At 59.4% G+C, this 21,731-nt stretch carries 24 protein-coding genes and 1 pseudogene; 13 read left to right on the forward strand and 12 right to left on the reverse strand.

Annotated elements, in window-relative coordinates; genetic code table 11:
* Window positions 1–30: 30 nt before the first annotated feature.
* Window positions 31–468 (forward strand): annotated as a pseudogene (locus tag ACRRSD_RS08210) (methyl-accepting chemotaxis protein); the annotation flags it as partial.
* Between the two features lie 187 nt (window positions 469–655).
* A complete protein-coding gene (locus tag ACRRSD_RS08215) occupies window positions 656–1,189 on the forward strand; it encodes a DUF1003 domain-containing protein (protein ID WP_435037752.1) in 534 nt (177 codons plus the stop codon).
* On the opposite strand, the gene ACRRSD_RS08220 is transcribed toward ACRRSD_RS08215, so the two are convergent.
* Window positions 1,190–2,131, reverse strand: coding sequence for a LysR family transcriptional regulator (locus ACRRSD_RS08220; RefSeq protein WP_435037753.1), 942 nt, complete (start codon window positions 2,129–2,131; stop codon window positions 1,190–1,192). It lies immediately after the preceding gene.
* Between the two features lie 15 nt (window positions 2,132–2,146).
* Here ACRRSD_RS08220 and ACRRSD_RS08225 point away from each other — a divergent pair, with 15 nt between their 5' ends.
* Together ACRRSD_RS08225 and ACRRSD_RS08230 are read left to right on the forward strand one after the other, a co-directional pair.
* Window positions 2,147–2,851 (forward strand): CTP synthase C-terminal region-related (seleno)protein, encoded by a 705-nt coding sequence (locus ACRRSD_RS08225; protein ID WP_435037754.1) that lies wholly within the window; start codon window positions 2,147–2,149, stop codon window positions 2,849–2,851.
* A complete protein-coding gene (locus ACRRSD_RS08230; protein WP_435037755.1) occupies window positions 2,851–3,156 on the forward strand; it encodes an antibiotic biosynthesis monooxygenase family protein in 306 nt (101 codons plus the stop codon). Before ACRRSD_RS08225 ends, ACRRSD_RS08230 begins: the two co-directional genes overlap by 1 nt.
* A gap of 125 nt (window positions 3,157–3,281) precedes the next feature.
* Here ACRRSD_RS08230 and ACRRSD_RS08235 read toward each other — a convergent pair whose 3' ends face one another.
* Window positions 3,282–3,608: a DUF2025 family protein gene (locus ACRRSD_RS08235; protein WP_108227136.1), complete on the reverse strand. Its 327-nt coding sequence runs from the start codon at window positions 3,606–3,608 to the stop codon at window positions 3,282–3,284.
* Window positions 3,609–3,829: 221 nt separating this feature from the next.
* Here ACRRSD_RS08235 and ACRRSD_RS08240 point away from each other — a divergent pair, with 221 nt between their 5' ends.
* Together ACRRSD_RS08240 and ACRRSD_RS08245 are read left to right on the forward strand one after the other, a co-directional pair.
* Window positions 3,830–4,957, forward strand: a complete 1,128-nt coding sequence (locus ACRRSD_RS08240; protein WP_435037756.1) for a glycerophosphodiester phosphodiesterase — start codon at window positions 3,830–3,832, stop codon at window positions 4,955–4,957.
* A gap of 162 nt (window positions 4,958–5,119) precedes the next feature.
* Window positions 5,120–5,425, forward strand: a complete 306-nt coding sequence (locus tag ACRRSD_RS08245; RefSeq protein WP_150652099.1) for a PepSY domain-containing protein — start codon at window positions 5,120–5,122, stop codon at window positions 5,423–5,425.
* A gap of 386 nt (window positions 5,426–5,811) precedes the next feature.
* Here ACRRSD_RS08245 and ACRRSD_RS08250 read toward each other — a convergent pair whose 3' ends face one another.
* Together ACRRSD_RS08250 and ACRRSD_RS08255 are read right to left on the reverse strand one after the other, a co-directional pair.
* Window positions 5,812–6,255: a hypothetical protein gene (locus ACRRSD_RS08250; RefSeq protein ID WP_435037757.1), complete on the reverse strand. Its 444-nt coding sequence runs from the start codon at window positions 6,253–6,255 to the stop codon at window positions 5,812–5,814.
* Window positions 6,256–6,365: 110 nt separating this feature from the next.
* Window positions 6,366–7,988 (reverse strand): methyl-accepting chemotaxis protein, encoded by a 1,623-nt coding sequence (locus tag ACRRSD_RS08255; RefSeq protein ID WP_435037758.1) that lies wholly within the window; start codon window positions 7,986–7,988, stop codon window positions 6,366–6,368.
* A gap of 276 nt (window positions 7,989–8,264) precedes the next feature.
* On the opposite strand from ACRRSD_RS08255, the gene ACRRSD_RS08260 reads away from it, so the two are divergent.
* Together ACRRSD_RS08260 and ACRRSD_RS08265 are read left to right on the forward strand one after the other, a co-directional pair.
* On the forward strand, window positions 8,265–9,287 hold the full coding sequence (locus ACRRSD_RS08260; RefSeq protein ID WP_435037759.1) for a transporter: 1,023 nt from the start codon (window positions 8,265–8,267) through the stop codon (window positions 9,285–9,287).
* A gap of 248 nt (window positions 9,288–9,535) precedes the next feature.
* Entirely contained in the window at window positions 9,536–11,149 is a 1,614-nt protein-coding gene (locus ACRRSD_RS08265) for an inorganic phosphate transporter (protein ID WP_435037760.1), read from the forward strand.
* Window positions 11,150–11,273: 124 nt separating this feature from the next.
* Here the strand turns inward: ACRRSD_RS08265 and ACRRSD_RS08270 are convergent, their stop codons facing one another.
* The gene (locus tag ACRRSD_RS08270; RefSeq protein WP_435037761.1) at window positions 11,274–12,170 is read right to left on the reverse strand and encodes a LysR family transcriptional regulator; all 897 of its coding nucleotides are present in this window, start codon (window positions 12,168–12,170) and stop codon (window positions 11,274–11,276) included.
* A gap of 122 nt (window positions 12,171–12,292) precedes the next feature.
* On the opposite strand from ACRRSD_RS08270, the gene ACRRSD_RS08275 reads away from it, so the two are divergent.
* Complete coding sequence (locus ACRRSD_RS08275; protein WP_435037762.1) at window positions 12,293–13,051, forward strand: SDR family NAD(P)-dependent oxidoreductase; 759 nt, start codon at window positions 12,293–12,295, stop codon at window positions 13,049–13,051.
* Between the two features lie 119 nt (window positions 13,052–13,170).
* Here ACRRSD_RS08275 and ACRRSD_RS08280 read toward each other — a convergent pair whose 3' ends face one another.
* On the reverse strand, window positions 13,171–13,608 hold the full coding sequence (locus ACRRSD_RS08280; protein ID WP_435037763.1) for a multidrug/biocide efflux PACE transporter: 438 nt from the start codon (window positions 13,606–13,608) through the stop codon (window positions 13,171–13,173).
* 89 nt (window positions 13,609–13,697) lie between these two features.
* Here ACRRSD_RS08280 and ACRRSD_RS08285 point away from each other — a divergent pair, with 89 nt between their 5' ends.
* A complete protein-coding gene (locus tag ACRRSD_RS08285) occupies window positions 13,698–14,552 on the forward strand; it encodes a LysR family transcriptional regulator (RefSeq protein WP_435037764.1) in 855 nt (284 codons plus the stop codon).
* 264 nt (window positions 14,553–14,816) lie between these two features.
* Here the strand turns inward: ACRRSD_RS08285 and ACRRSD_RS08290 are convergent, their stop codons facing one another.
* The 3 genes from ACRRSD_RS08290 to ACRRSD_RS08300 are packed head-to-tail and all read right to left on the reverse strand — an operon-like array spanning window position 14,817 to window position 16,861.
* Complete coding sequence (locus ACRRSD_RS08290) at window positions 14,817–16,058, reverse strand: RNA polymerase sigma factor (protein ID WP_435037765.1); 1,242 nt, start codon at window positions 16,056–16,058, stop codon at window positions 14,817–14,819.
* Window positions 16,051–16,395, reverse strand: coding sequence for a YciI family protein (locus ACRRSD_RS08295; RefSeq protein WP_400753401.1), 345 nt, complete (start codon window positions 16,393–16,395; stop codon window positions 16,051–16,053). The genes ACRRSD_RS08290 and ACRRSD_RS08295 overlap by 8 nt, the downstream gene beginning before the upstream one ends.
* A 40-nt stretch (window positions 16,396–16,435) precedes the next feature.
* Entirely contained in the window at window positions 16,436–16,861 is a 426-nt protein-coding gene (locus tag ACRRSD_RS08300; protein WP_435037766.1) for a YybH family protein, read from the reverse strand.
* A 141-nt stretch (window positions 16,862–17,002) separates the two neighbouring features.
* On the opposite strand from ACRRSD_RS08300, the gene ACRRSD_RS08305 reads away from it, so the two are divergent.
* A complete protein-coding gene (locus ACRRSD_RS08305; protein ID WP_122853978.1) occupies window positions 17,003–17,488 on the forward strand; it encodes a GNAT family N-acetyltransferase in 486 nt (161 codons plus the stop codon).
* Window positions 17,489–17,506: 18 nt separating this feature from the next.
* Window positions 17,507–18,112 (forward strand): pyridoxamine 5'-phosphate oxidase family protein, encoded by a 606-nt coding sequence (locus tag ACRRSD_RS08310; RefSeq protein WP_435037767.1) that lies wholly within the window; start codon window positions 17,507–17,509, stop codon window positions 18,110–18,112.
* A gap of 136 nt (window positions 18,113–18,248) precedes the next feature.
* Here ACRRSD_RS08310 and ACRRSD_RS08315 read toward each other — a convergent pair whose 3' ends face one another.
* From ACRRSD_RS08315 to ACRRSD_RS08325, 3 genes are all read right to left on the reverse strand, one after another.
* Entirely contained in the window at window positions 18,249–18,737 is a 489-nt protein-coding gene (locus tag ACRRSD_RS08315) for a GNAT family N-acetyltransferase (RefSeq protein WP_435037768.1), read from the reverse strand.
* A gap of 311 nt (window positions 18,738–19,048) precedes the next feature.
* The gene (locus ACRRSD_RS08320) at window positions 19,049–19,543 is read right to left on the reverse strand and encodes a GyrI-like domain-containing protein (RefSeq protein ID WP_435037769.1); all 495 of its coding nucleotides are present in this window, start codon (window positions 19,541–19,543) and stop codon (window positions 19,049–19,051) included.
* Window positions 19,544–19,610: 67 nt separating this feature from the next.
* A complete protein-coding gene (locus ACRRSD_RS08325) occupies window positions 19,611–20,273 on the reverse strand; it encodes a LysE family translocator (RefSeq protein WP_435037770.1) in 663 nt (220 codons plus the stop codon).
* Window positions 20,274–20,412: 139 nt separating this feature from the next.
* Between ACRRSD_RS08325 and alaC the strand changes: the two genes are divergently transcribed.
* Complete coding sequence (alaC, locus tag ACRRSD_RS08330) at window positions 20,413–21,630, forward strand: alanine transaminase (protein WP_435037771.1); 1,218 nt, start codon at window positions 20,413–20,415, stop codon at window positions 21,628–21,630.
* The last annotated feature ends 101 nt before the right edge of the window (window positions 21,631–21,731 follow it).

The following is a 21,731-nucleotide window of genomic DNA, read 5'->3' on the forward strand; positions in this document are numbered from 1 at the left end:
GGCACGCAAGTCATCCAGCAGGCCGCCAGCGAAATGCGCGAAATTGCCGAGGACATTGCCCAGTCTTCAACGTTGATTGCGCAACTCGGTGAACGCTCCGAGCAGATCACCGCCATCGTCAACACCATCCGCTCGATTGCCGACCAGACCAATCTGCTGGCGCTCAACGCCGCCATTGAGGCCGCGCGCGCCGGCGAACAGGGACGCGGATTTGCCGTGGTTGCCGACGAGGTGCGCCTGCTGGCGGGGCGTACCAGCGGCTCGACGGCGGAGATATCCACCATGATCGGTTTGATCCAGAGCGAAACCCGCCAGGCCATCAAGAGTATGGAAGGCACCCGGGGTCGCGCAGCTGAAGGGGTCGAATTGGCGAATCAAGCGGGCACGGTGATCTTGCAGATTCGTGATGGCGCCAGTGAGGCGGTGGATGCGGTGAGCATGTTTGCCAATGAGCGGGCGCCGGGTTAAGGCTTGTGCAAGGCAGGTAGACCGCGTCGTCGCCTTCGCGAGCAGGCTCGCTCCCACAGGGGTTAGGTTGATCACAATATTTGTGAATACCCCGGCTACCTGTGGGAGCGAGCTTGCTCGCGAAGGGGCCGGTCGCCACAACGCAGGGCTATAGTGACTACACGTCCCACGCCCTGCCGAGTGCACCATGACCACTGAAAAACCCGTATCGCCTGAAACAGCTCCCATCGATCACCTGCGCTTCCACCGCCCCCACGCCCACCTCAACACCACTTTCGGCAACGATACCTTCGCCCTGCGCGCCGAGGCGTTTGCGCGGTTCTTCGGCACGCCAATGTTCCTCGGCGCGCAAACCTTGATTGTGCTGTTGTGGGTCTGCCTGAACGTGTTTGGCGTGACCACTTTCGATGTTTACCCGTTCATCCTGTTGAACCTCGCCTTCAGCCTGCAATCGGCCTACGCCGCGCCGCTGATTCTGCTCGCACAAACCCGTCAGACCGCGCGCGACAAGGCGCAGGCGGATGCCGATGCGCAACACCGTGAAGCCTTGGCACAAGCCAACACCGAGCGTCAGGCCCAGGCGGCGAAGAACACCGCGCAACTGCTTGAGCTGCTGGAGCAGAACACCCGCCTCACCGAGATGACCAAAAACCTCACCGAACGCATCGCCAGCCTGACCAGCGAGTTGCACGATCACATGCGCCAGAACCCGCAGCGCTGATCACGACAAACGCAGCGCACGCCCCAACTCATCGAACAACGTCACCACCGAGCGCAACGCCCGGCAATCCGGGCGGGTCAGCAGCCACAGCGCGGTGTCATAACCATGCAGCGGCTCGCTCAACGCCTGCACACCCTCGGTAATCAGAAAGTCCGGTAACGCCGCCACGCCGAGGCCCGCGCGAACCAGCTCTGTCACCGACAACATGCTGTTGCAGCGATAGCCCGGTGTCACGCCGGGCAGGTGCTGGCGACGCCAGGCAATCGTCGGATGATCGGGTAGAAAGTCGTCCGGGGCGATCCAGGTCAACGTCGTCAGATCCGAAGCATCGACATTCTGCAGATAGCGCGTACTGGCACAGACCCGGTAGGAAATCTTCGCCAGTTGCCGTCCGACCAGATGCTCGGGCGGTGTACGCGTCAGGCGCAGGGCGATGTCGGCATCGCGGCGACTGAGGTTGGCGAAATCGTTGGAGGTGCTCAGTTCGATGGTCAACGCCGGGTAATTCGGCATGAACCGGGCTAGAGCCGGCAGCAGCAAACCCTGCAACACCGAATCGGTGCAAGTCAGGCGCACCGTGCCGCTGACCACTTCGCCGCCCTGCTCCACGCCAATGCGCGCGGCCTCCAGTGCCTGTTCGGCGCGTTCGGCTTGCTCGGCCAGTGTCTGTGCCAACGTCGTCGGCAGGTAACCGGCGCGGCTTTTTTCGAACAGTTGCTGACCGAGTGCAGCTTCGAGACGGCGCACGGCGCGGAACACTGTCGAAACGTCGACCTTCAACAGCTGTGAAGCGCGGGCCAGAGAGCCGCCTCGCACCAAGGCAAGAATCAGGGCCAAGTCGGGGAAGTCGAGCTGGTAGTGCGTCGCTGCATTGATCACTTGGGCAAACGCCAATGTTGAGTGCGTGAACGCCAATCTATAGTGAGTGCCATCAATCAACAAGCGCAGGGAACCCCCATGGAAAACAGCGCCCTCCGTATCGCCCTGATCGGCGACTACGACCCGCAAGTCACCGCTCACCAAGCCATCCCCGTCGCCCTCGGGCTGGTCGCCGAACACCTCGACCGCAACGTGCAACTCGAATGGTTGCCCACCGACCGGATCCACGCCGATACGCCGCTCGAGCGGTTCGACGGTTTCTGGTGCGTCCCCGCCAGCCCTTACAAAAGTGAAGACGGCGCACTGCGAGCGATCCGTTTTGCCCGCGAGCAGCAGCGCCCTTTCCTCGGCACCTGCGGCGGTTTTCAGCATGCGGTGCTGGAGTTTTCCCGCAACGTGTTGGGCTGGGAGGATGCCGAGCATGGTGAAACATCGCCCGACTCTGAACGCGCGGTACTCACTCCGTTGACCTGTTCGCTGGTCGAAGCGGTGGACAGTATTCATCTGCTGCCCGGATCGTTGATCGCCAAGGCGTACGAAACGTCGCAGATTCGTGAAGGTTATCGCTGCCGCTTTGGTGTGAATCCGCTGTTCGAACGGCAACTGTTGAACGATCGGCTACACGCCGTGGGTCATGATTCAGCGGGAGATTTGCGCGCGCTTGAACTCAAGGATCACCGATTCTTTGTCGCGACGTTGTTTCAACCTGAACGTGCCGCCCTCAAAGGGCAGATGCCACCGCTGGTACGCGCGTTTGTTGAAGCTTGTGCGGAGTTACGTTGATGACTGCCTGCTTTGCGGTGATTTTTACCTCGACTCGCACCGAGGGTGACAACGGCTATGCCGAGGCGGCTGAGCGCATGGCTGCGTTGGTCAGTGAGCAGCCGGGGTTCCTTGGGGTGGAGTCGGTTCGAGGAGCGGATGGTGTCGGGATTACGGTGTCGTACTGGGACAGCGAAGCGGCGATTCTGGCGTGGCGGCGGAATCCTGAGCATCGGGTGATTCAGGAGCGTGGGCGTTTGGAGTGGTATTCGGCGTTTCATACGCGAGTGTGTCGGGTTGAGCGTGAGTATCGGTTCGGGTCATAAAATGGCAGCGCATTGGCAGCCGCCTTCGCGAGCAAGCTCGCTCCCACAGGGGATTTGTGAACACCACGGTTCCCATGTGGGAGCGAGCCTGCTCGCGAAGAGGCCCTCACCCTCACAGCAAAACTTCAGCCCCGCACCAGACTCCGCACCGCGACAATCTCCGGCACTTCAACCTTGCTCATATAAACGCGCAACGGCTCGGTGATGTTGATCCGGTCATCAATATTCTGATCCAGCAACAACTGAATCAACTCGCGTTTAAGCGTCATGGTCTGCGCTGTCGCCGGCGCCCAGACGAATTCGTTCACAGGAATAATGCCGTCATCGGCCACGTCCATGCCGAACGAATCTTCGCTGAAGCGCACGATGTATTGGCCGGTTTTGCGGTTAAGGCCGACAAATCCCTTGAGATCGTCGGCGGCCTGGCAGATGAGTTGGGAGGTGATGCGCATGGTAAACCTCACGAAAGATGATCGATGGTTTACACGCAGGGCAACGGAGCGGCGCGCCCTCTGCCGGAGCGTCTGCCGTGGGCAAGCGTACTGCAAACAGCGCCACAAAAGTGCAGGAAAAATCGCTTTTAATACGTTTATGTCGGTCCTGCGATAGCACGCAATCGATTCAGTTGCTAAAAGATACGTCTTTGAAAATGCCCTGCGAAAGGAACTCGAACATGCCCGCTACTTTCACCAAAAGCGCTCTGGTCCTGAGCCTGCTGCTCGGCCTCGGTCAGGCGCACGCCGCCAGCCACGCCGATCCCGATGCGGTCGCTGCCGCCAACGGCATTCCGCATCCAGCAGTGATCGCTCACCGTGGCGCGTCTTTCGATGCGCCGGAATCCACCGCTGCCTCGTACAAACTGGCGCGGGATCTGGGTGCCGATTACCTGGAAATGGATTTGCAGCGCAGCAAGGACGGCGTGTTGTTCGCCCTGCACGACGACAACCTGCAACGCACCACTGACGTTGCGACCAAGTTTCCGGAGCGCAAGGACGCCTCGGCCACCGCGTTCACCATGGCCGAACTGAAAACCCTCGACGCCGGCAGCTGGTTCAACACCAAATACCCGGATCGCGCCCGCCCGTCCTATGCCGGGCTGAAAATTCTGACCCTCGATGAAATCATCGACATCGCCCAGGCCAACCCGCAACACAAACCGGGCCTGTACATCGAGACCAAAGAGCCGCAGCTGTTTCCGGGGATCGAGAAAGACCTCAAGGAAAAACTGCAGGATCGCGGCTGGCTGAGCCCGGCCGGTTCGAAACTGGCGAAAAGCGCGCTGGGCGTCGGTCAGGGCAAAGGCAAAGTGATTCTGCAAACATTTGAGAAGAACAGCCTCGAACTGCTGGAAAAAGAAATGCCGCAAGTGCCGAAAATCCTCCTGCTGTGGGTTGGAGAAGGCAGCATCGAGCCGAAGTCGAAAGTGACGTTTGCCGAATCCGGCGAAAAGGACAAAAACGTTTTCTACGGTAAACAAGAGCCGAAGTCTGAAGCCGAATTCAAGCAATGGGTGGATTACGCCAAGGCGCAAGGTGCGATCGGCACCGGCCCGTCGGCGAAGCTGAGCAAGGGCGGCGATCAGAGCTATTCGGATCTGGTGCAACCGTGGATGAATAAATACACCCACGATCAGGGCATGCTGGTGCACGTCTACACCGTCGACGAGCCGGTAGACTTCGAGAAAGTCATGGCGGCGGGTGTCGACGGTATCTTCACCAACCGCGCCAGCGAACTGTTGAAGTTCTACAAACGCCCGGCGGTTGGCAGTGTTGATCAGGTGCTGAAGAACAACGGCTTCTGATCTGAAATCGAGGCGCCTTCATCGCGGGCAAGCCAGGCTCCCACAGGTTCTGTGCAGGTGCATGGCTTGCCCGTTTCGTTTGGGTTTGGCGTTTTAAGGCTAAGTTAAGTTGTGGCGGTTAACCTGAGGCCACTTAAACGAATCACCCCAAGGAACGAACCGATGAAAACTTTGACTGCACTGTTTACTGCCGCTGCCCTGACTCTCACCGCTGGCCTGGCCCAGGCTGATGTTCGCGTTGACCAGATTCCTGAACTGGTTAAGTCGGGCAAGATCAAGTCGCTGGAGTCGATGAACGCCGAAGCACTGAAACTGCATCCGGGTGCGACTATTACTGACACCGACCTGGATAACCACTTCAATGGTTATGAGTATGAAGTTGAACTGCGTTTGGCCGATGGTACTGAATGGGATGTCGACTTCGACGCCACCACTGGCAAGGTGTTGAGCAACAAGCAAGACACTTGATTGAACGCACCACCAAAAGCCGCACGATTGAAAGATCGTGCGGCTTTTTTTGTGTCTGGTGTTTGGCTTGGTTGATGTGTTGCCAGTGAGATTTTCTCCCCCTCACCCCAGCCCTCTCCCCCAAGGGGGCGAGGGAAAGGGAGCAGACCGCGGGCTATTCAAGACCTGAGTGCGCCTCGATATTTCAGGTCGGCGTAGCTCAAATAGTCACCACGGTCAGTCCCCTCTCCCTCTGGGAGAGGGCTAGGGTGAGGGGAAAGGGAGCCGATCGGGGGTTATTCAAGACCTGAGTTCGACTCGATATTTCAGGTCGGCGTAACTCGAATAGTGCACCCAGGTCAGTCCCCTCTCCCTTTGGGAGAGGGTTAGGGTGAGGGAAAAGGGCATCACACCGAGGTGCTGACCAGCGAACCCGAGGTGCTCGAGTCAGAATCCTGCAAGGCCTGCAACAGCGAGGCTGTGGCGGTAGACAGGGAAGCCGAGGTAGCGGTGATCTGCGCCTGTGCGGCGGCTACTTCGGCAGCCTTGGCATCAGAACTTTCCTGCTTCGCCTGCGCCGCTTGCAGCGCTTGCTGCTCCTCCTGCAATTGCTTCTGCAACTCGGCAATCTGCTTGCGCAGTTCTTTCACCGAATCCGATTCTTCACTGCTGGTATCGCTGTCACCCGCCGGTGCCGCACCACCGCCCGCAGCCACTTTGCTGGTGTCCGCTTTCACGCCAGTGCTGGCGGCTGCCGTGCTTGAGGTATCGTCACCGACGTCGCTGATTGCGGTTTTGCTGGTGGGTGTCGTGACGGTCTGATTGATCGAAACTGAAGTGATGCTGACCATGGAAAGGCTCCAATGCCGGTTATAGATAACCGGTCATCGACACTGGCCGCATCAATTTGAGATCGACTGTGTACCGACTCGGTATCCGAACCGGTACACAGTCGATGGCGTCAGGCGCTCAGGCGAGCGGTGACTTCGTTCAGTTGCCCCGACAGGCTGTGCAGGTTCTGGCTGGCGCTTTCGGTGCGCTGCACGTTGTCGAGGTTGGTGCTGGCGATCGAGGTGATCTCGGTGAGGTTGCGCGAGATGTCCTCGGCCACCGAGGTCTGCTCTTCAGCAGCGGTGGCGATCTGACGGTTCATGTCGCGGATCGCTTCCACGGCGTGGGTGATGCGTTCCAGCATCGCGCCGGCCTGGGTCACCTGCTCGACGCTTTCGTCACTGCGCGTCTGGCCGCTGTCGATGGCTTGCGCCGCGTCCACCGCACCGGTCTGCACGCTCTGAATGATCTGGTTGATCTCGATGATCGACTCGGCGGTGCGCTGTGCGAGGTTGCGCACTTCATCGGCAACCACGGCAAAACCACGCCCGGCTTCACCGGCGCGCGCCGCTTCAATCGCGGCGTTGAGCGCCAGCAGGTTGGTCTGCTCGGCGATGCCGCGAATCACTTCCAGCACCTTGCCGATACGGCCGCTATCAGCTTCCAGACGACGAATGACGGTCGCGGTATTGGCGATTTCACCGCGCATCTGCGTGATCGAATGGATGGTGCTCTGCATGACCTTCTCACCCTGTTGGGCGGACTGGTCAGCATCGTCAGCAGCACGCGCAGCATCAGCGGCGTGGCGGGCCACTTCCTGCGCAGTGGCGGACATTTCGTTCATCGCCGTGGCCACCTGATCGGTGCGGTTGAACTGCTCGTTGGTGCCGCCGGCCATGGTCGTGGCGATCGCGTTCAACTCGCCGCTGGCGCTGTCCAGATCACTGGCGCTGCGCTGCAGACGAGTGAAGGTTTCGGCGAGGAAGTCGCGCAGGGTGTTGGCCGCTGCGGCGAGGTTGCCCAGCTCATCCTGACGGTTGCTGACCACACGTTCAGCGAGTTTGCCGCGGCTCAACTGCGTGACGTAATCAATGAGTTTGCGAATCGGCTCGACCAGGTTACGGTTGACCAGCCACAGGCTCAACAAACCGATCAGCAGACCCGACGCGAGCATCACCAGCAGCCCCAGCCACACAGTGCGATCAGCCTCGGCACTGATCAGCGCCGACTGCGCGCTACCCTGCTTGCGCAACTCGGCGACCAGTTCGCTCATCTGATCGCTGGCGGCACGATCGACGCCTTTGACCGCCGCGTCACCCGCCGTCGGATCCCCACCGGCCGCCACGTAGGCGTCGCGGCCCTTCTGGTAAGCGGAACCGAGTTGACGATGCTCATCACGCAAACGTTCGATGCGGCTTTTCAGGCTCGGCTCAATGCCTTTCTGGCTGGCCAGTTCACCGAGGATGTTCTGCACATCGCGCTGACGATCTTCGAACTGGCCCCAATATTTGGCCAGATCCGCCGGTTGCTTGCCGCGCAGCAAAACGTTTTTCCACTCCTGCACCTGCACCTTGAATTGCAGGTTGGCCTCATCGATCAATTGCGACGTGTGCAAAGGACCGGCAATCAACTGGCTGTAGCTTTGCACGCCGTTGGACAGGAAATGAAAACAGGCCAGCGCGATCAACAGCACCGCCAGCAGGCTGCCGCTCAGCAGGGCGAGAATTTGCGCTCTCAAGGATTTTTGCAGCATCGAAAGATACTCAGAACAAGGATGAGGCACGCCCGGTAAGGCGTGAAAGTTTGCCGGACATCCATGTCGGCGAGCCTTGGCTCATGGCCAAGCGCGCGCAACGTAACCTAAGCGTGATCGGCGCACCAGAGCGCTTCTTGAAGAAAATCCGACCGTCGGTAAGTCGCTGATTTGACGTCACTTTGCTGTCACATAAACGTCATGTGACATTGCGATGATGCGGCTCAGTGAACCTGCCATTTGCGCACCGACGCACCCTCCTCGCAGCGAGCCTTCATGAACCACAGCCTCGATATCAGTCATCGCGATCCTGATCTGTTTGGCCTGCTCTACGGCTATCGCTTCCTGCCCGGCGAACGGGGCCGCGAGGTCGACTCGGCCACGGCGTTGCGCTGTTTTCAGGACGACAGCGACAGTGGCGAATTTCTTTGGCTGCACCTCAATCTGGCGCATGCGGCGTGCGAGCGCTGGATGAAAAGTCATCTGCAATTGCCCGAAGAATTTTTCGAGGCGCTGCACGAAGGCTCGCGTTCGACGCGCATCGAGCATGTCGATTCGGCGTTGTTGGCGGTGGTCAACGATGTAGTGTTCAACCTCAGCAGCATGGTGTCTTCGGATGTGTCGACGCTGTGGGTTTGCGTGCGCAGCAAACTGATCGTCAGCGCGCGCCTGCAACCGCTGCACTCGGTGGACAAATTGCGCTCGTCGGTGAAGGCCGGCGAGCGCTTTCGTTCGCCCTCGGAACTGCTGGTACATCTGCTGCGTGATCAGGGTGAGGTGCTGACGCAGATCGTGCGCAAGACCAGCATGAGTGTTGATCAGGTCGAGGACGAATTGCTCTCCTCGCGGCTGTCGACCAATCGCGCCGAACTCGGTGCCAACCGGCGCGTGCTGGTGCGGCTGCAACGGTTGTTGGCGCTGGAGCCGGGTTCTTTATTGCGTTTGCTCAATCGGCCGCCGCCGTGGTTGCAGAAGGAGGACGTCAAGGAATTGCGCAAATCCACCGAGGAATTTGCGCTGATCATCAACGACCTCACCGCCCTCGGCGAACGGATCAAACTGTTGCAGGAAGAGATCGCCGCCAACCTCAACGAACAGAGCAACCGCACGCTGTTTACTCTGACGGTGGTGACTGTGCTCGCGTTGCCGATCAACATCATTGCCGGTTTTTTCGGGATGAATGTGGGTGGGGTGCCGTTGTCGCAGGATCCCGAAGGGTTCTGGATTCTGGTCGCGCTGGTGGCGACGTTTACCGTGATTGCCGGGCGTTGGGCGTTTCGTAAAAGAGGCGATTACTGACCACCGAATGTACTACCACCACAGATCCCCTGTGGGAGCGAGCCTGCTCGCGAAGACTGAGTGTCAGACGCCATCATGTTGAATGACACGCCGCTTTCGCGAGCAGGCTCGCTCCCACAGGGGATCTTGGTCGTTCTTTAGATCAGTGGTCGGACTAATAAAGCAAACACTGACATGGCGCAGTCTCTCTGTAACATTCTGCAACGATCATGGGCGACATTCCTTCCCTCGCTCAGGATTGTCCGCTCATGGCTACTCCCTCCCTGACCGCCAGCCCCGCGTCCGCCGCCAGCAGCAGGCCTGCCCTCGACAAGAAAACCGGCCCATTCACCTACGTGATCTTTTTCGCCGTGCTGGCGATGGGGATGCTGTTCACCGCCTACAGCCTGATGCACGACATGCACGAACTCGGCACGGTGGTCACCACCTGGACGCCATTCCTGCTGCTCGGCGTGGCGCTGCTGATTGCCTTGGGTTTCGAGTTCGTCAACGGTTTCCATGACACCGCCAACGCCGTCGCTACGGTGATCTATACCCACTCGCTGCCGCCGAATGTCGCGGTGGTCTGGTCGGGGTTCTTCAACTTCCTCGGTGTGCTGCTTTCGAGTGGCGCGGTAGCGTTCGGCATCATCGCTTTGCTGCCGGTGGAATTGATTCTGCAGGTCGGTTCTTCCGCCGGCTTCTCGATGATCTTCGCCCTGCTGATCGCGGCGATCCTGTGGAACCTCGGCACTTGGTGGCTGGGGTTGCCGGCGTCGTCTTCGCACACCTTGATCGGTTCGATCATCGGTGTCGGCGTGGCCAATGCCTTGATGCATGGCCGCGATGGCACCAGCGGCGTCGATTGGGCGCAAGCGACCAAGATCGGTTATGCGTTGCTGTTGTCGCCGCTGGTGGGTTTCGGTTGTGCGGCGCTGTTGTTGCTGGCGTTGCGCGCCTTCGTGAAGAACCGCTCGCTGTACAAGGCCCCGAAGGGTAATACCCCACCGCCTTGGTGGATTCGCGGTCTGCTGATTCTGACCTGCACTGGCGTGTCCTTCGCTCACGGCTCCAACGACGGGCAGAAAGGCATGGGCCTGATCATGCTGATTCTGGTCGGCACGCTGCCAATGGCCTATGCACTCAACCGCACCATGCCGGAAGAACAATCGCTGCAGTTCGCCGCTGTGGCGCAAGTCACCCAGCAAGCGCTGGTGAAAAGTGCACCGCTGCCAGCGCCCGCCGATCCGCGTCCGATCCTCTCCGATTATGTGCGCAGCAAAGAGCCTACTCCGCAACTTATCCCGGCGCTCGCCGCCCTCACCGGGCACATCGGTGAAGAAGTCAAAGGCTATGGTTCGCTGGCGAAAGTCCCGGCCGAAGCCATGGGCAACGTGCGTAACGACATGTACCTGGCCAGCGAAAGCATTCGCCTGATGGACAAGAACAAGGTCGGCAATTTCGACGCAGACACCAGCGGCAAGCTGCAGTTGTTCAAACAGCAGATCGACAACGCCACGCGGTTTATTCCGCTGTGGGTGAAGATCGCCGTGGCCATCGCGCTGGGGCTGGGCACCATGGTTGGCTGGAAACGGATTGTGGTGACGGTCGGCGAGAAGATCGGCAAGACCCACCTGACCTATGCGCAGGGTGCGTCGGCGGAAACCGTGGCGATGCTGACCATTGGTGCGGCGGACATGTTTGGTTTGCCGGTGTCGACCACGCATGTGTTGTCTTCGGGTGTGGCCGGGACCATGGTCGCTAACGGTGGCGGGTTGCAGATGAAGACCATCCGCAATCTGTTGATGGCGTGGGTGCTGACCCTCCCCGCCGCCATCTTGCTGTCGGGCAGCCTCTACTGGCTGTTCACCCAGATCTTCTGACCCTCCACAAATGCCCTTGTGGGAGCGAGCCTGCTCGCGAAAGCGCTGGATCAGTCCACTCAGTACTGACTGACACGCCCTCTTCGCGAGCAAGCTCGCTCCCACATTGGTTTTGTATTCAGGTTCAGAGCGCGGAGCGGATCAGATCGCCGAGCCAATCCATGAACACCCGCACCCGCAACGGCAAATGCCGCTGCCGCGCATACAACAATGAAATCCCCATCGCCGGCGCCGTGAACTGCGGCAACACGGTCACCAGTTCACCGTTATCCAGATGCGGTTGCATACCCGTACGCGGTACCTGAGTTAGACCGAAACCACCGAGGCACGCCGACTCGTAAGCGTCGGTGCTGTTGACAGTAATGCTGCCAGCCATCGGCAAGCGTTTAACCTGACCGTCTTCCTCGTACACAAACCCTTCCGAACGCGAGCCGAGCACGCCGACGTAATGCACCAGCCGATGCTGCGCGAGATCTTCCAGGGTCTGCGGCACACCGTAGCGCTCAAGGTAGGCAGGGCTAGCGCAGTTAACCATGGGAAAGTCACCGAGGTGGCGCGCGACCACCGATTGATCCGGCTGCGCGCCGATACGCACCACGCAATCGAAGCCTTCGCTAAGCAGATCAACCCGGCGATCGGTGCTGCTGATTTCCAGCTCCAGATTCGGGTGGCGATCCATGAACTGCGGCAGGCGCGGCATGATCAGGCGCCGCGCAAGAATGTTCGGCATGTCGACCCGAATGCGTCCGGTCAGCGAGGCCTCATCCTGACGGAATAAGCCCTCGATTTCGTCCATGTGCGAAAGCAGATCCTTGCTGCGTTCGTACAACACCAGACCGTCCTGCGTTGCCTGCACCTTTCGCGTGGTGCGTTGCAGCAGGCGTGTGCCGAGCAGGGCTTCCAGCGCTTGCACGTGTTCGGACACCGTTGAACGGGGCAGCCCGAGGTTCTCGCCAGCGAGGGTGAAACTCGACAGTTCACTGACCCGCACAAAGGTGCGCAGCAGTTCCAGTTTGTTCATGGGGGCACCTGTGGATTGTTCGGCCGAGCCGACCAGTGATTCCGGATTCAGTCTGTTTATCACCTCAGGGCGGATAAATAAACTTCATCCCATCATCACTCACCGCAATCGAGGAAGCTTCCATGAATCGCAAAATCGCATTGATCACCGGCGCCAGTCGTGGCCTGGGCAAAAACGCAGCGCTGCACTTGGCCGCTCAGGGCATCGACGTTATCGGCACTTACCACAGCCGTGCTGATGAGGCGCAGGCGCTGGTTGCCGAAGTGCAAGCACTTGGCGGCAAAGCCGTGATGCTGCAACTGGACGTCAGCCGCAGCGAGAGCTTTGCTGCGTTTGCCGGGCAGGTCGAGCAAGCCTTGGCGCAAACCTTCGAGCGCCAGCGGTTTGATTTCCTGATCAACAATGCCGGGATCGGTGTGCATGCACTGTTCGCCGAAACCACGCCGGAGCAGTTCGATCTGCTGATGAACATCCAGTTGAAAGGGCCGTTCTTCCTGACCCAGCAATTGCTGCCGCTGATCAACGACGGCGGGCGGATCATCAATATTTCCAGCGGCCTGACCCGCTTCAGCCTGCCGGGTTACGGCGCTTATGCGGCGATGAAAGGCGCGATGGAAGTGCTGACCCGTTATCAGGCCAAAGAGCTGGGTGCACGGCAGATTGGCGTAAACATTCTTGCTCCGGGCGCCATCGAAACTGACTTCGGTGGTGGCGCAGTACGCGACAACTCAGCAGTGAATGCGATGGTCGCCAGCAACACCGCGCTAGGCCGTGCTGGTAAGCCGGATGACATTGGCGGAGCGTTGGCGCTGCTGCTGTCGCCGGGCGGACAGTGGATCAATGGCCAGCGGGTTGAGGCATCCGGCGGCATGTTCCTCTGACCAACGCTGAAACACTTTCCCTTGTAGGAGCTGCCGCAGGCTGCGATGTTTTGATCTTGCCCTTAAAAATCAAGATCAAAAAATCGCAGCCTGCGGCAGATCCTACATGGAGATGGGGGTTAGCCCTGACAAGCGTTACGGGTCATGAAGCGCTCACGCACTACGTCATAGCCCCAGTGATAAACATAGGTGTACGGCAGGAAGAACAGCAGCACACCGATGTCAAGCAAAAACGCCTGCCACAGACTGACCGACAGCCACCAGGCAATCAGCGGCACGCCCATCACGATCAAGCCGCCCTCAAAGAGCAACGCATGCACCACTCGCACCCAAGCGTTGTGCGCCACGTTCATGCGCGCAAGCATGCGGTCGAAGAAGCGGTTGAACACCACGTTCCAACCCAGCGCCAGCAAGGCGATCAACACGGTCACCGCGCCCATTTCAAGCATCGGTTTTTGCATGATCCACGCCAGTAACGGTGTGCAGATCAGGATGGCCAGCAGTTCGAAACCAACGGCCTGGAAAATACGTTCAGTGATGGATTTATTGGCAGTCATGGCCCGAGTCCTTGAGTGAAGATGGTTGCCATGATCTATCTTGATATCGATACTTCATAACCAATAACCATCGATCAAGGCGATAGTTGATGATCTCGCAGGAAGTACTGCTGGCATTTGTCCAGGCCGCCACCCAAGGTTCGTTTTCGGCAGCGGCGCGCAAGCTCGGGCGCAGCCAGTCGACCATCAGCGCGGCGGTGGCCAGTCTGGAGATCGATCTGGATCTGCTGTTGTTCGATCGCAGCAGTCGCAAACCGACCCTGACCCCGGCCGGGCATGTGATGCTGCAACGCGCCGAGGCGATTCTGGCGGCCAGCAGTCGTCTGGAAATGACTGCGCGGCAGTTGTCCCAAGGCGTCGAGCCGAAGCTGACGGTGGCGATTTCCGACACCTATCAGTCGGCTCGGTTTGAAGCGGCGTTGGTCGGCTTCGAGCAGCGTTATCCGGATCTGGAGCTGGAATGTCTGATCGCTGAATGCGATGACCTGGTTGAATTGGTCCAGCGTGGTCGTGCCCATCTGGCGTTCGCCGAAATGCAAGAGAGCTACCCGCCGGATCTGGTCACCTCAACCGTGGCCGAGCGCACGGAAATCGCCTTGTTCGTCAATCGCGACCACGCGCTGGCCAAGCTTGATCACATTGATCAGCAGATCCTCGAGCAGCATCGCGAATTGCGTCTGGCGACCATCGTCAATCCGTATGACAGTCGAGGCAAAGGTCGCGTGTGGTCGGCGCCGAGTTACCTGATGCTGCTGGAAATGGCCGAGAAGGGTTTTGGCTGGGCGCCGTTGCCGAGCTGGCTGGCGCAGCGCTTTGGCAATGATTTGCTGGTGGAATTGAACGTACGCGGCTGGCCGAAACCGGTGTTTGTCGATGCCTTGTGGTCGAGGCTTTATCCGCCGGGGCCGGCGGGGAGCTGGTTGTTGAGCAAGATGCTGGAATAGCGGCGCTGCCGATCGCTGGCAAGCCTGAAGTCAAAAGCCCCTCACCCCAGCCCTCCCGAAACGTCGGACCGCCCGGAGGGAGAGGGGGCCGACCGAGGTGTCTTGCGTCGTACATCGACCTGAAAGACCGAGTCGATTATGGATTGATTGCTGCGGTATATAGGGTCGTGAAATTTGGTTCGATCATGGATTCACCGCTGAGCGTTCAGGTCGGCGTACTTCTACAGCATCCCCCAATCGGTCCCCTCTCCCCCTGGGAGAGGGCTAGGGTGAGGGCGATTCCAGCGCCGAAAGCCGCCCTTCAATAAACCGCCGCTCCGGCTCCTGCCGGGTCAGCTCCAACGCCCGCAAATACGCCGCCCTCGCCTCTTCCACTCTGCCCAACTGCCGACAAAACTCCGCCCGCGCCGAATGCGCCAAGTGATAATCCTGCAACTCGCCCCGCGCCAAAATCCCTTCAATCAGATTCAACCCGGCCAACGCGCCATCACGCTTGGCCACCGCCACCGCCCGATTCAACTCGATCACCGGCGACGGCACCGCGCGCAACAGCACGTCATACAAACCAACGATCTGCTCCCAATCGGTTTCTGCCGCTGACGGCGCTTCGGCATGCACCGCGGCAATCGCCGCTTGCAGACAATAAGGCCCAAACCGCCGCGTGGTCAGCGCACGCTCGACCAGCGCACAACCTTCGGCTATCAACTCGCTATCCCACAACGATCGATCCTGATCATCCAGCAGCACCAGTTCACCACTCGGCGAAGTGCGCGCCGGACGGCGCGACTCGTGCAAAAGCATCATCGCCAACAATCCCATCACCTCCGGCTCCGGCAGCAACTCCATCAACAACCGCCCCAGCCTGATCGCCTCACGCGTCAGATCCTCACGCGTCAATTCAGCCCCGACCGACGCCGAATACCCTTCGTTGAACACTAGATAAATCACCCGCAACACACTGTCGAGTCGCTCTGGCAATTCGCTCAGGCTCGGCACTTGATAAGGGATTTTTGCATCACGAATCTTCGCTTTGGCCCGCACGATACGCTGGGCAATCGCCGCCGGCGCCGAGAGAAAGGCGCGGGCGATTTCCTCGGTGGTCAGGTCGCAGACTTCGCGCAAGGTCAGCGGCACTTGCGCATCCGCCGCCAACGCCGGGTGGCAGCAAGTGAAGATCAGTCGCAGACGATCGTCTTCCACGTCTTCGCCACTCCAGTCGGCCTGTTCCAGTTCTTGCAGTTGCGCCAGCAACAGGGGTTGCGAGGCCTTGAACCGCGCGCGCCGGCGCAACACGTCAATCGCCTTGAACCGCCCGGTCGACACCAGCCAGGTGCGCGGGTTGTCCGGCACGCCGTCACGCTGCCAGCGTTCGACGGCGACGAAGAACGCCTCATGCAAGGCCTCTTCGGCGAGGTCGAAATCACCCAGCAGGCGAATCAGCGTCGCCAGAATCCGCCGCGAGTCTTCGCGATAGACCTGCTCGACCCGCGCTCGAACCTCAGACATTCAACTGTCGAACCGGGCGCACTTCAACGCTGCCGACCCGCGCCGCCGGAATGTTGCCGGCGAGCTGGATCGCTTCGTTGAGATCCTTGGCGTCGATCAGGTAGAAGCCGGCCAGTTGCTCCTTGGTTTCGGCGAACGGGCCGTCGGTGATCGACAGTTTGCCGTTGCGCATCCTGACGGTCGTGGCGGTCTGCACCGACTCCAGCGCCTCGGCGGCCACCATCCGCCCGCTGCCCTGAATCGACTCGGCATAAGCCCAGCACTCGGCGTCTTCCGGGCTGTCGGGCGATGAATGCAGCAGGCGTTCATCGCTGTAGACCAGGCATAAATACTTCATGGCGTTCTCCTGAATCGGACGGATCAACTATGGCTGAAGATCAGGGGGTCACATCGAACAGCGTCGCGCCGCTCATCGGATCGAATGGCGCCGACCAGTGTTCGTGGGCGATTTTCCACGCCCCGCCAATCTGCCGGTAGCAGGCGGTGACGCGCATCCAGCAGCTCTGGGTTTCGCCCTTCTCATTGGTGCCGCCGCAGTTCGCCACCCAGTGCGCGAAGGCGATGTTGTCGGCGCTTTCGATGGCGATTTCGTGGAACTCGAAAATGTGTGGGCCGGGGCACATTTCCATGCAGTCGACCCAGTGCGCGCGGTAGGCCGGTTTGCCCTTGAATTGCAGGGCTTTGATCGCGTCGAAGGAGACGATGTCGTCGGCGTACAACGCCATGACTTTCTCTACGTCCTTGGTCATGACGGCTTCGCGATAGGTGTTGATCAGGGTCTGGATTTCAGATTGTGCGCTCATGCTGTTCTCCGTGGTTTTTGTTGTGAAGACACCTTTAGTCGTTCGGTAAACGGGCAGATCGACAGTCGAAACAAAAAAATTCCAGCGCAGACAAAGTCGCTAGAATCCGAGGCTCGTCTTTGTAGGAAAAAGGAAATTCCCGTGTCAGCCCAACTCGTGCCGTACGACAGCCTCAACGCCTTGCAGCGTGAGCAAGTCGAGGCGATCGAAATCCATGCCGAGCAGATCAAATTCTCCGGTGATATCCATGGTGCCTTGCACACCCTGCTGTCGAAACCCGGCCCAGGCGTGAAGGGTTTTGCCCTGTTGGCAGACGACGTCCCAGTAGCGTTTTTGCTGCTCAAACGCCCGCCGGTGTTGCCGGCCTGGGCCGATGAACACAGCGCCACATTGCATGCGTTGCAGGTTGATCGCCGCGCGCAGGGCAAGGGTTACGGCAAGGCCTGTCTGCAAGCGCTCCCCGAAGTTGCGCGTCAGGCGTGGCCGGAGATCAAGGGCCTGGAATTGTCGGTGGATGCCGACAATGACGCAGCCATCGCGCTGTACGCCAAGCACGGCTATGTCGACAGCGGCGAAGCGTACAAGGGCCGGATCGGTTACGAACGGCGCATGGGCCTGGTTTTCTAAGTCATCGAGGGAAGCACGATGATCGATTCAATCGAAGCGCTGGAAGCGATTTACGGATTGCCCCACGAGCGGGCGGTGCGCAAGCAGATCGGCTTTCTCAACGAGGATTATCAGGCGATGGTGCGCCTGTCACCGCTGGTGATTGTCAGCTCGTTGGGGATCGATGGCCTCGATAATTCGCCGCGCGGTGATGCGCCAGGGTTTGTGCGGATCATTGACCAAAACACCTTGGCCTTACCGGACCGTCCGGGCAACAACCGCATCGATACCTTGCGCAATGTACTGCACGATTCGCGAGTGTCGTTGTTGTTCATCATTCCGGGGATTGGCGAGACGTTGCGGGTCAATGGCACGGCGGTGATCAGCGATGAACCGGCGTTGCTGGAGAGTTTTGCGGTGAATGGCAAACCGGCGAAAACGGTGTTGTTGGTGACGGTGGAAGCGGCGTTTTTTCATTGTTCAAAAGCGTTTGTACGCTCGGATGCTTGGAATCCTGAGACGCATCTGCCGCGCTCTGCCCTGCCCTCTGCGGGCGCCTTCCACAAGCGCCTGAACGATGGCGTTTTTGACGCCGACACCTACGACCGCGAAGCCCCGAAACGGGTAACCGACACCCTCTACTAAACGCGGAATTTCAAACGCCACAACACCCTGTGGGAGCGAGCCTGCTCGCGAAAGCGTCATATCAGTCAACAAATTGCTTGGCTGACACGACCCCTTCGCGAGCAGGCTCGCTCCCACAGTTTTGATCAGTGTTGGATTAGAGGGTCAGGATCATCTCGTGCCACGCCATGCCGCCGTGATCCGACTCAGACGGTTTGATGTAAGCGAAGCCAAAGCCTGCATACAGCGGGATGTGTATTTCTTTGCACATCAAATGAATGGTCGCCTTATCCATCCCGCGCATACGCTCGATGAACTCGCCCATCAAGCGCTTGGCCAAGCCCTGCCCCTGATAATCCGGGTGCACCACCACCGACATGATCACCACGTTCGGCCCTTGCGGGTCATGGCCGATCAGCTCCTTGAAGGCCTCATCCGACATCTGCACATCAAATGCCGCACCGGAATTGACGAAACCGGCGACCACACCGTCCACTTCGGCAACGATAAAACCTTCCGGCCAAGTGGCGATGCGCGTGGCGATCTTCTCGCGGGTGGCCGCTTCGTCACCTTCGTAGGCGACGGTTTCGATGGCGTAGCAGCGGTCCAGGTCGGCGGCGGTGACGTTGCGGATGACGGTGTTCATGGCGGCTCGAAAATCAGCAGAAGAAAGTGCCGAAAGCATAAAGGAATAAGGCCTGCATATCGATGCGCACGGGCGGCGTAAAACCTGCGTATAAGTGCTTTTCTTCGTGTTCGCGGCGGGCTATTTCTCAGGTGTATCTCTGATCACCCTTGGGGGAAACCGTTTATGAGCAGCGTTGAGATCGGCCTGTTGATGGTGTTGGGCATCAGTACGTTTGGCTTTATCACGCTGGCAGTCGACCTGCTGCGCACGCGGCGTAAACAACGTTGAAAACATGCGGCGAATCAGTGATCCGCCGCATGGTTGTCTTCTCAAGCCTTGGTATCGACCGGTACGCAGATTTCCAGCTTGCCAGTGTGCAGCTTCGGATTGAAGTCGGCGCTGTAACGCTCAAGTTCCGGGGCGTTGAGCTCCACATAATGAGAGGTCGGCAACCAGGTCTTGTAGATGTATTGCAGGGTTTGCGGCAACTGTTCGAGCGGTCCCTTGTGCTCGAACACTGCGTACTGCCGTGGCAGCACTTCGACCCACTGGTAGACCTTCTGGTCGAGATCATCGAGCTTGTCGATTTCCACCCCGGCGATGTAATCGAAGCCGCCCTTGCGGTCAAAATTGCTGCAGACACCGTAGGTCACTTCGTTCTTTTGCCCCTGGATCTTTCCCAGGTGCGGCAAGAACTTTTCCCACAGCGCCGGGATTTTTTTTGCTGTGTCTTGAGTAAATCGACCGCGAAAGCCTGCAATCAGCAGGAAGTGTCCATGTTCGAAGCGAGGTTCAGCCACTTCGACGCGTTTTTGCTCATCCATGACTCGACTCCTGGAACAAAAAAGGGGTTCGGCTGGGAGTATAGAAAGGCGAAAACAAATCGCACGGTTACAGCACGTGCAACTGCTCGACGGCGCCCGAGCCGACAAATTCGTTATAACCAGATACGATCACGTAAACCGCGAAATAGCAGAAGATCGCTGCAGATGCCATGTAGGAATAGCGCAACAGCTTGTCACCGAGCAGCTTGCCGCCATGGCTCGCGGCGAAGCACAAACCGGCCGACCACAGCAGTCCGGCGCAGAGGAAGCCGCCGAGGAACAGCGCCGAACTCAAAGGACCACCGCCACCGGAACGTGCAATCAGGGTCCCGCCCACCGCCGCAAACCAGAGAATCGCGCTCGGCGAGGACATGGCGAGAAAAATCCCCCGGAAGAACTCCTTGCGATGAGAGTTCTGCCCTACCTCAGCGGTCGCGGCCAGTTGCGCTTCGTGATGAATCGCCGAGTAAATCATCTTCGCCGCGAAGTAGATCAGCAGTGCCGAACCACCGATCCACAACACCCAACGCACGCTTTCGTACTGCAGCAAAACCGTCATGCCGGCCAGCGCCAGCACCGCGTAAACCAGGTCACCGACGCAAGTGCCGAGGCCCAGCGCAAAGCCCTGAAAGTAACCGCGCTGCATCGCCAGCGTGATCATTGCAATGTTGGCCACGCCGATATCCAGGCACAGCGAAAGGCTCAGCAAGAAGCCGCTGGTGAATTCCATCTACCGATTTCCTTGGGACAAAATTGTTTACAAACGGGCTGGACAGTATGCCATCACTGACCTTATCTTCCGCCACAGGTCACCGCAGTGACCAGCGTCGCTCGGACGGTTCCGGGCGCTTACGTTATCCGAGGCAACAATGGCTGAACAAGGTTCGCCGCGCCGCTTTGCGCGCATAGATCGACTCCCCCCTTACGTTTTCAACATCACCGCCGAGCTGAAGATGGCCGCGCGTCGTCGTGGTGAAGACATCATCGACTTGAGCATGGGCAACCCCGACGGCGCCACGCCGCCGCACATTGTCGAAAAACTCGTCCAGGTTGCCCAACGCGAAGACACCCACGGTTACTCGACGTCCAAGGGCATTCCGCGCCTGCGCCGGGCGATTTCCAACTGGTACAAGCAACGCTACGAGGTCGATATTGACCCGGAAAGCGAAGCCATTGTCACCATCGGTTCCAAGGAAGGCCTGGCGCATTTGATGCTGGCGACGCTCGATCAGGGCGACACCGTACTGGTGCCAAACCCGAGCTACCCGATTCACATCTACGGCGCGGTGATTGCCGGCGCCCAGGTGCGTTCGGTGCCGCTGGTGCCGGGCGTGGACTTCTTCGACGAACTGGAACGGGCCATTCGTGGCTCGATTCCGAAGCCGAAAATGATGATCCTCGGCTTCCCGTCGAACCCTACCGCGCAGTGCGTGGAGCTGGATTTCTTCGAGCGAGTGATCGCCCTCGCCAAGCAGTACGACGTGCTGGTGATTCACGACCTGGCGTACGCCGACATCGTTTACGACGGCTGGAAAGCCCCGTCGATCATGCAGGTGCCGGGCGCCAAGGACATCGCGGTGGAGTTTTTCACCCTGTCCAAGAGCTACAACATGGCCGGCTGGCGCATCGGTTTCATGGTCGGTAATCCGGAACTGGTCAACGCGCTGGCGCGGATCAAGAGCTACCACGACTACGGCACCTTCACCCCGCTGCAAGTGGCGGCGATTGCGGCGCTGGAAGGCGATCAGCAATGCGTGCGCGACATCGCCGAGCAGTATCGCCAGCGGCGTAATGTGCTGGTCAAAGGCCTGCATGAACTGGGCTGGATGGTCGAGAATCCGAAGGCTTCGATGTATGTCTGGGCGAAGATTCCCGCGCAGTACGCGCATCTGGGTTCGCTGGAATTCGCCAAAAAGCTGCTGGCCGAGGCCAAGGTCTGTGTTTCGCCGGGGGTTGGCTTTGGTGAGTATGGCGATGATCATGTGCGCTTTGCGCTGATCGAAAACCAGGACCGCATTCGTCAGGCGGTGCGCGGCATTCGCGGGATGTTCCGGGCGGATGGCTTAGTCGCAAAAACTGGCGGCTAACACCTATCCCCTGTGGGAGCGAGCCTGCTCGCGAAAGCGGTATATCAGTCAACATATTGGCTGGCTGACATGGCCTCTTCGCGAGCAGGCTCGCTCCCACA

It is taken from the genome of Pseudomonas neuropathica, assembly GCF_051174785.1.
Taxonomy (GTDB): domain Bacteria; phylum Pseudomonadota; class Gammaproteobacteria; order Pseudomonadales; family Pseudomonadaceae; genus Aquipseudomonas; species Aquipseudomonas neuropathica_A.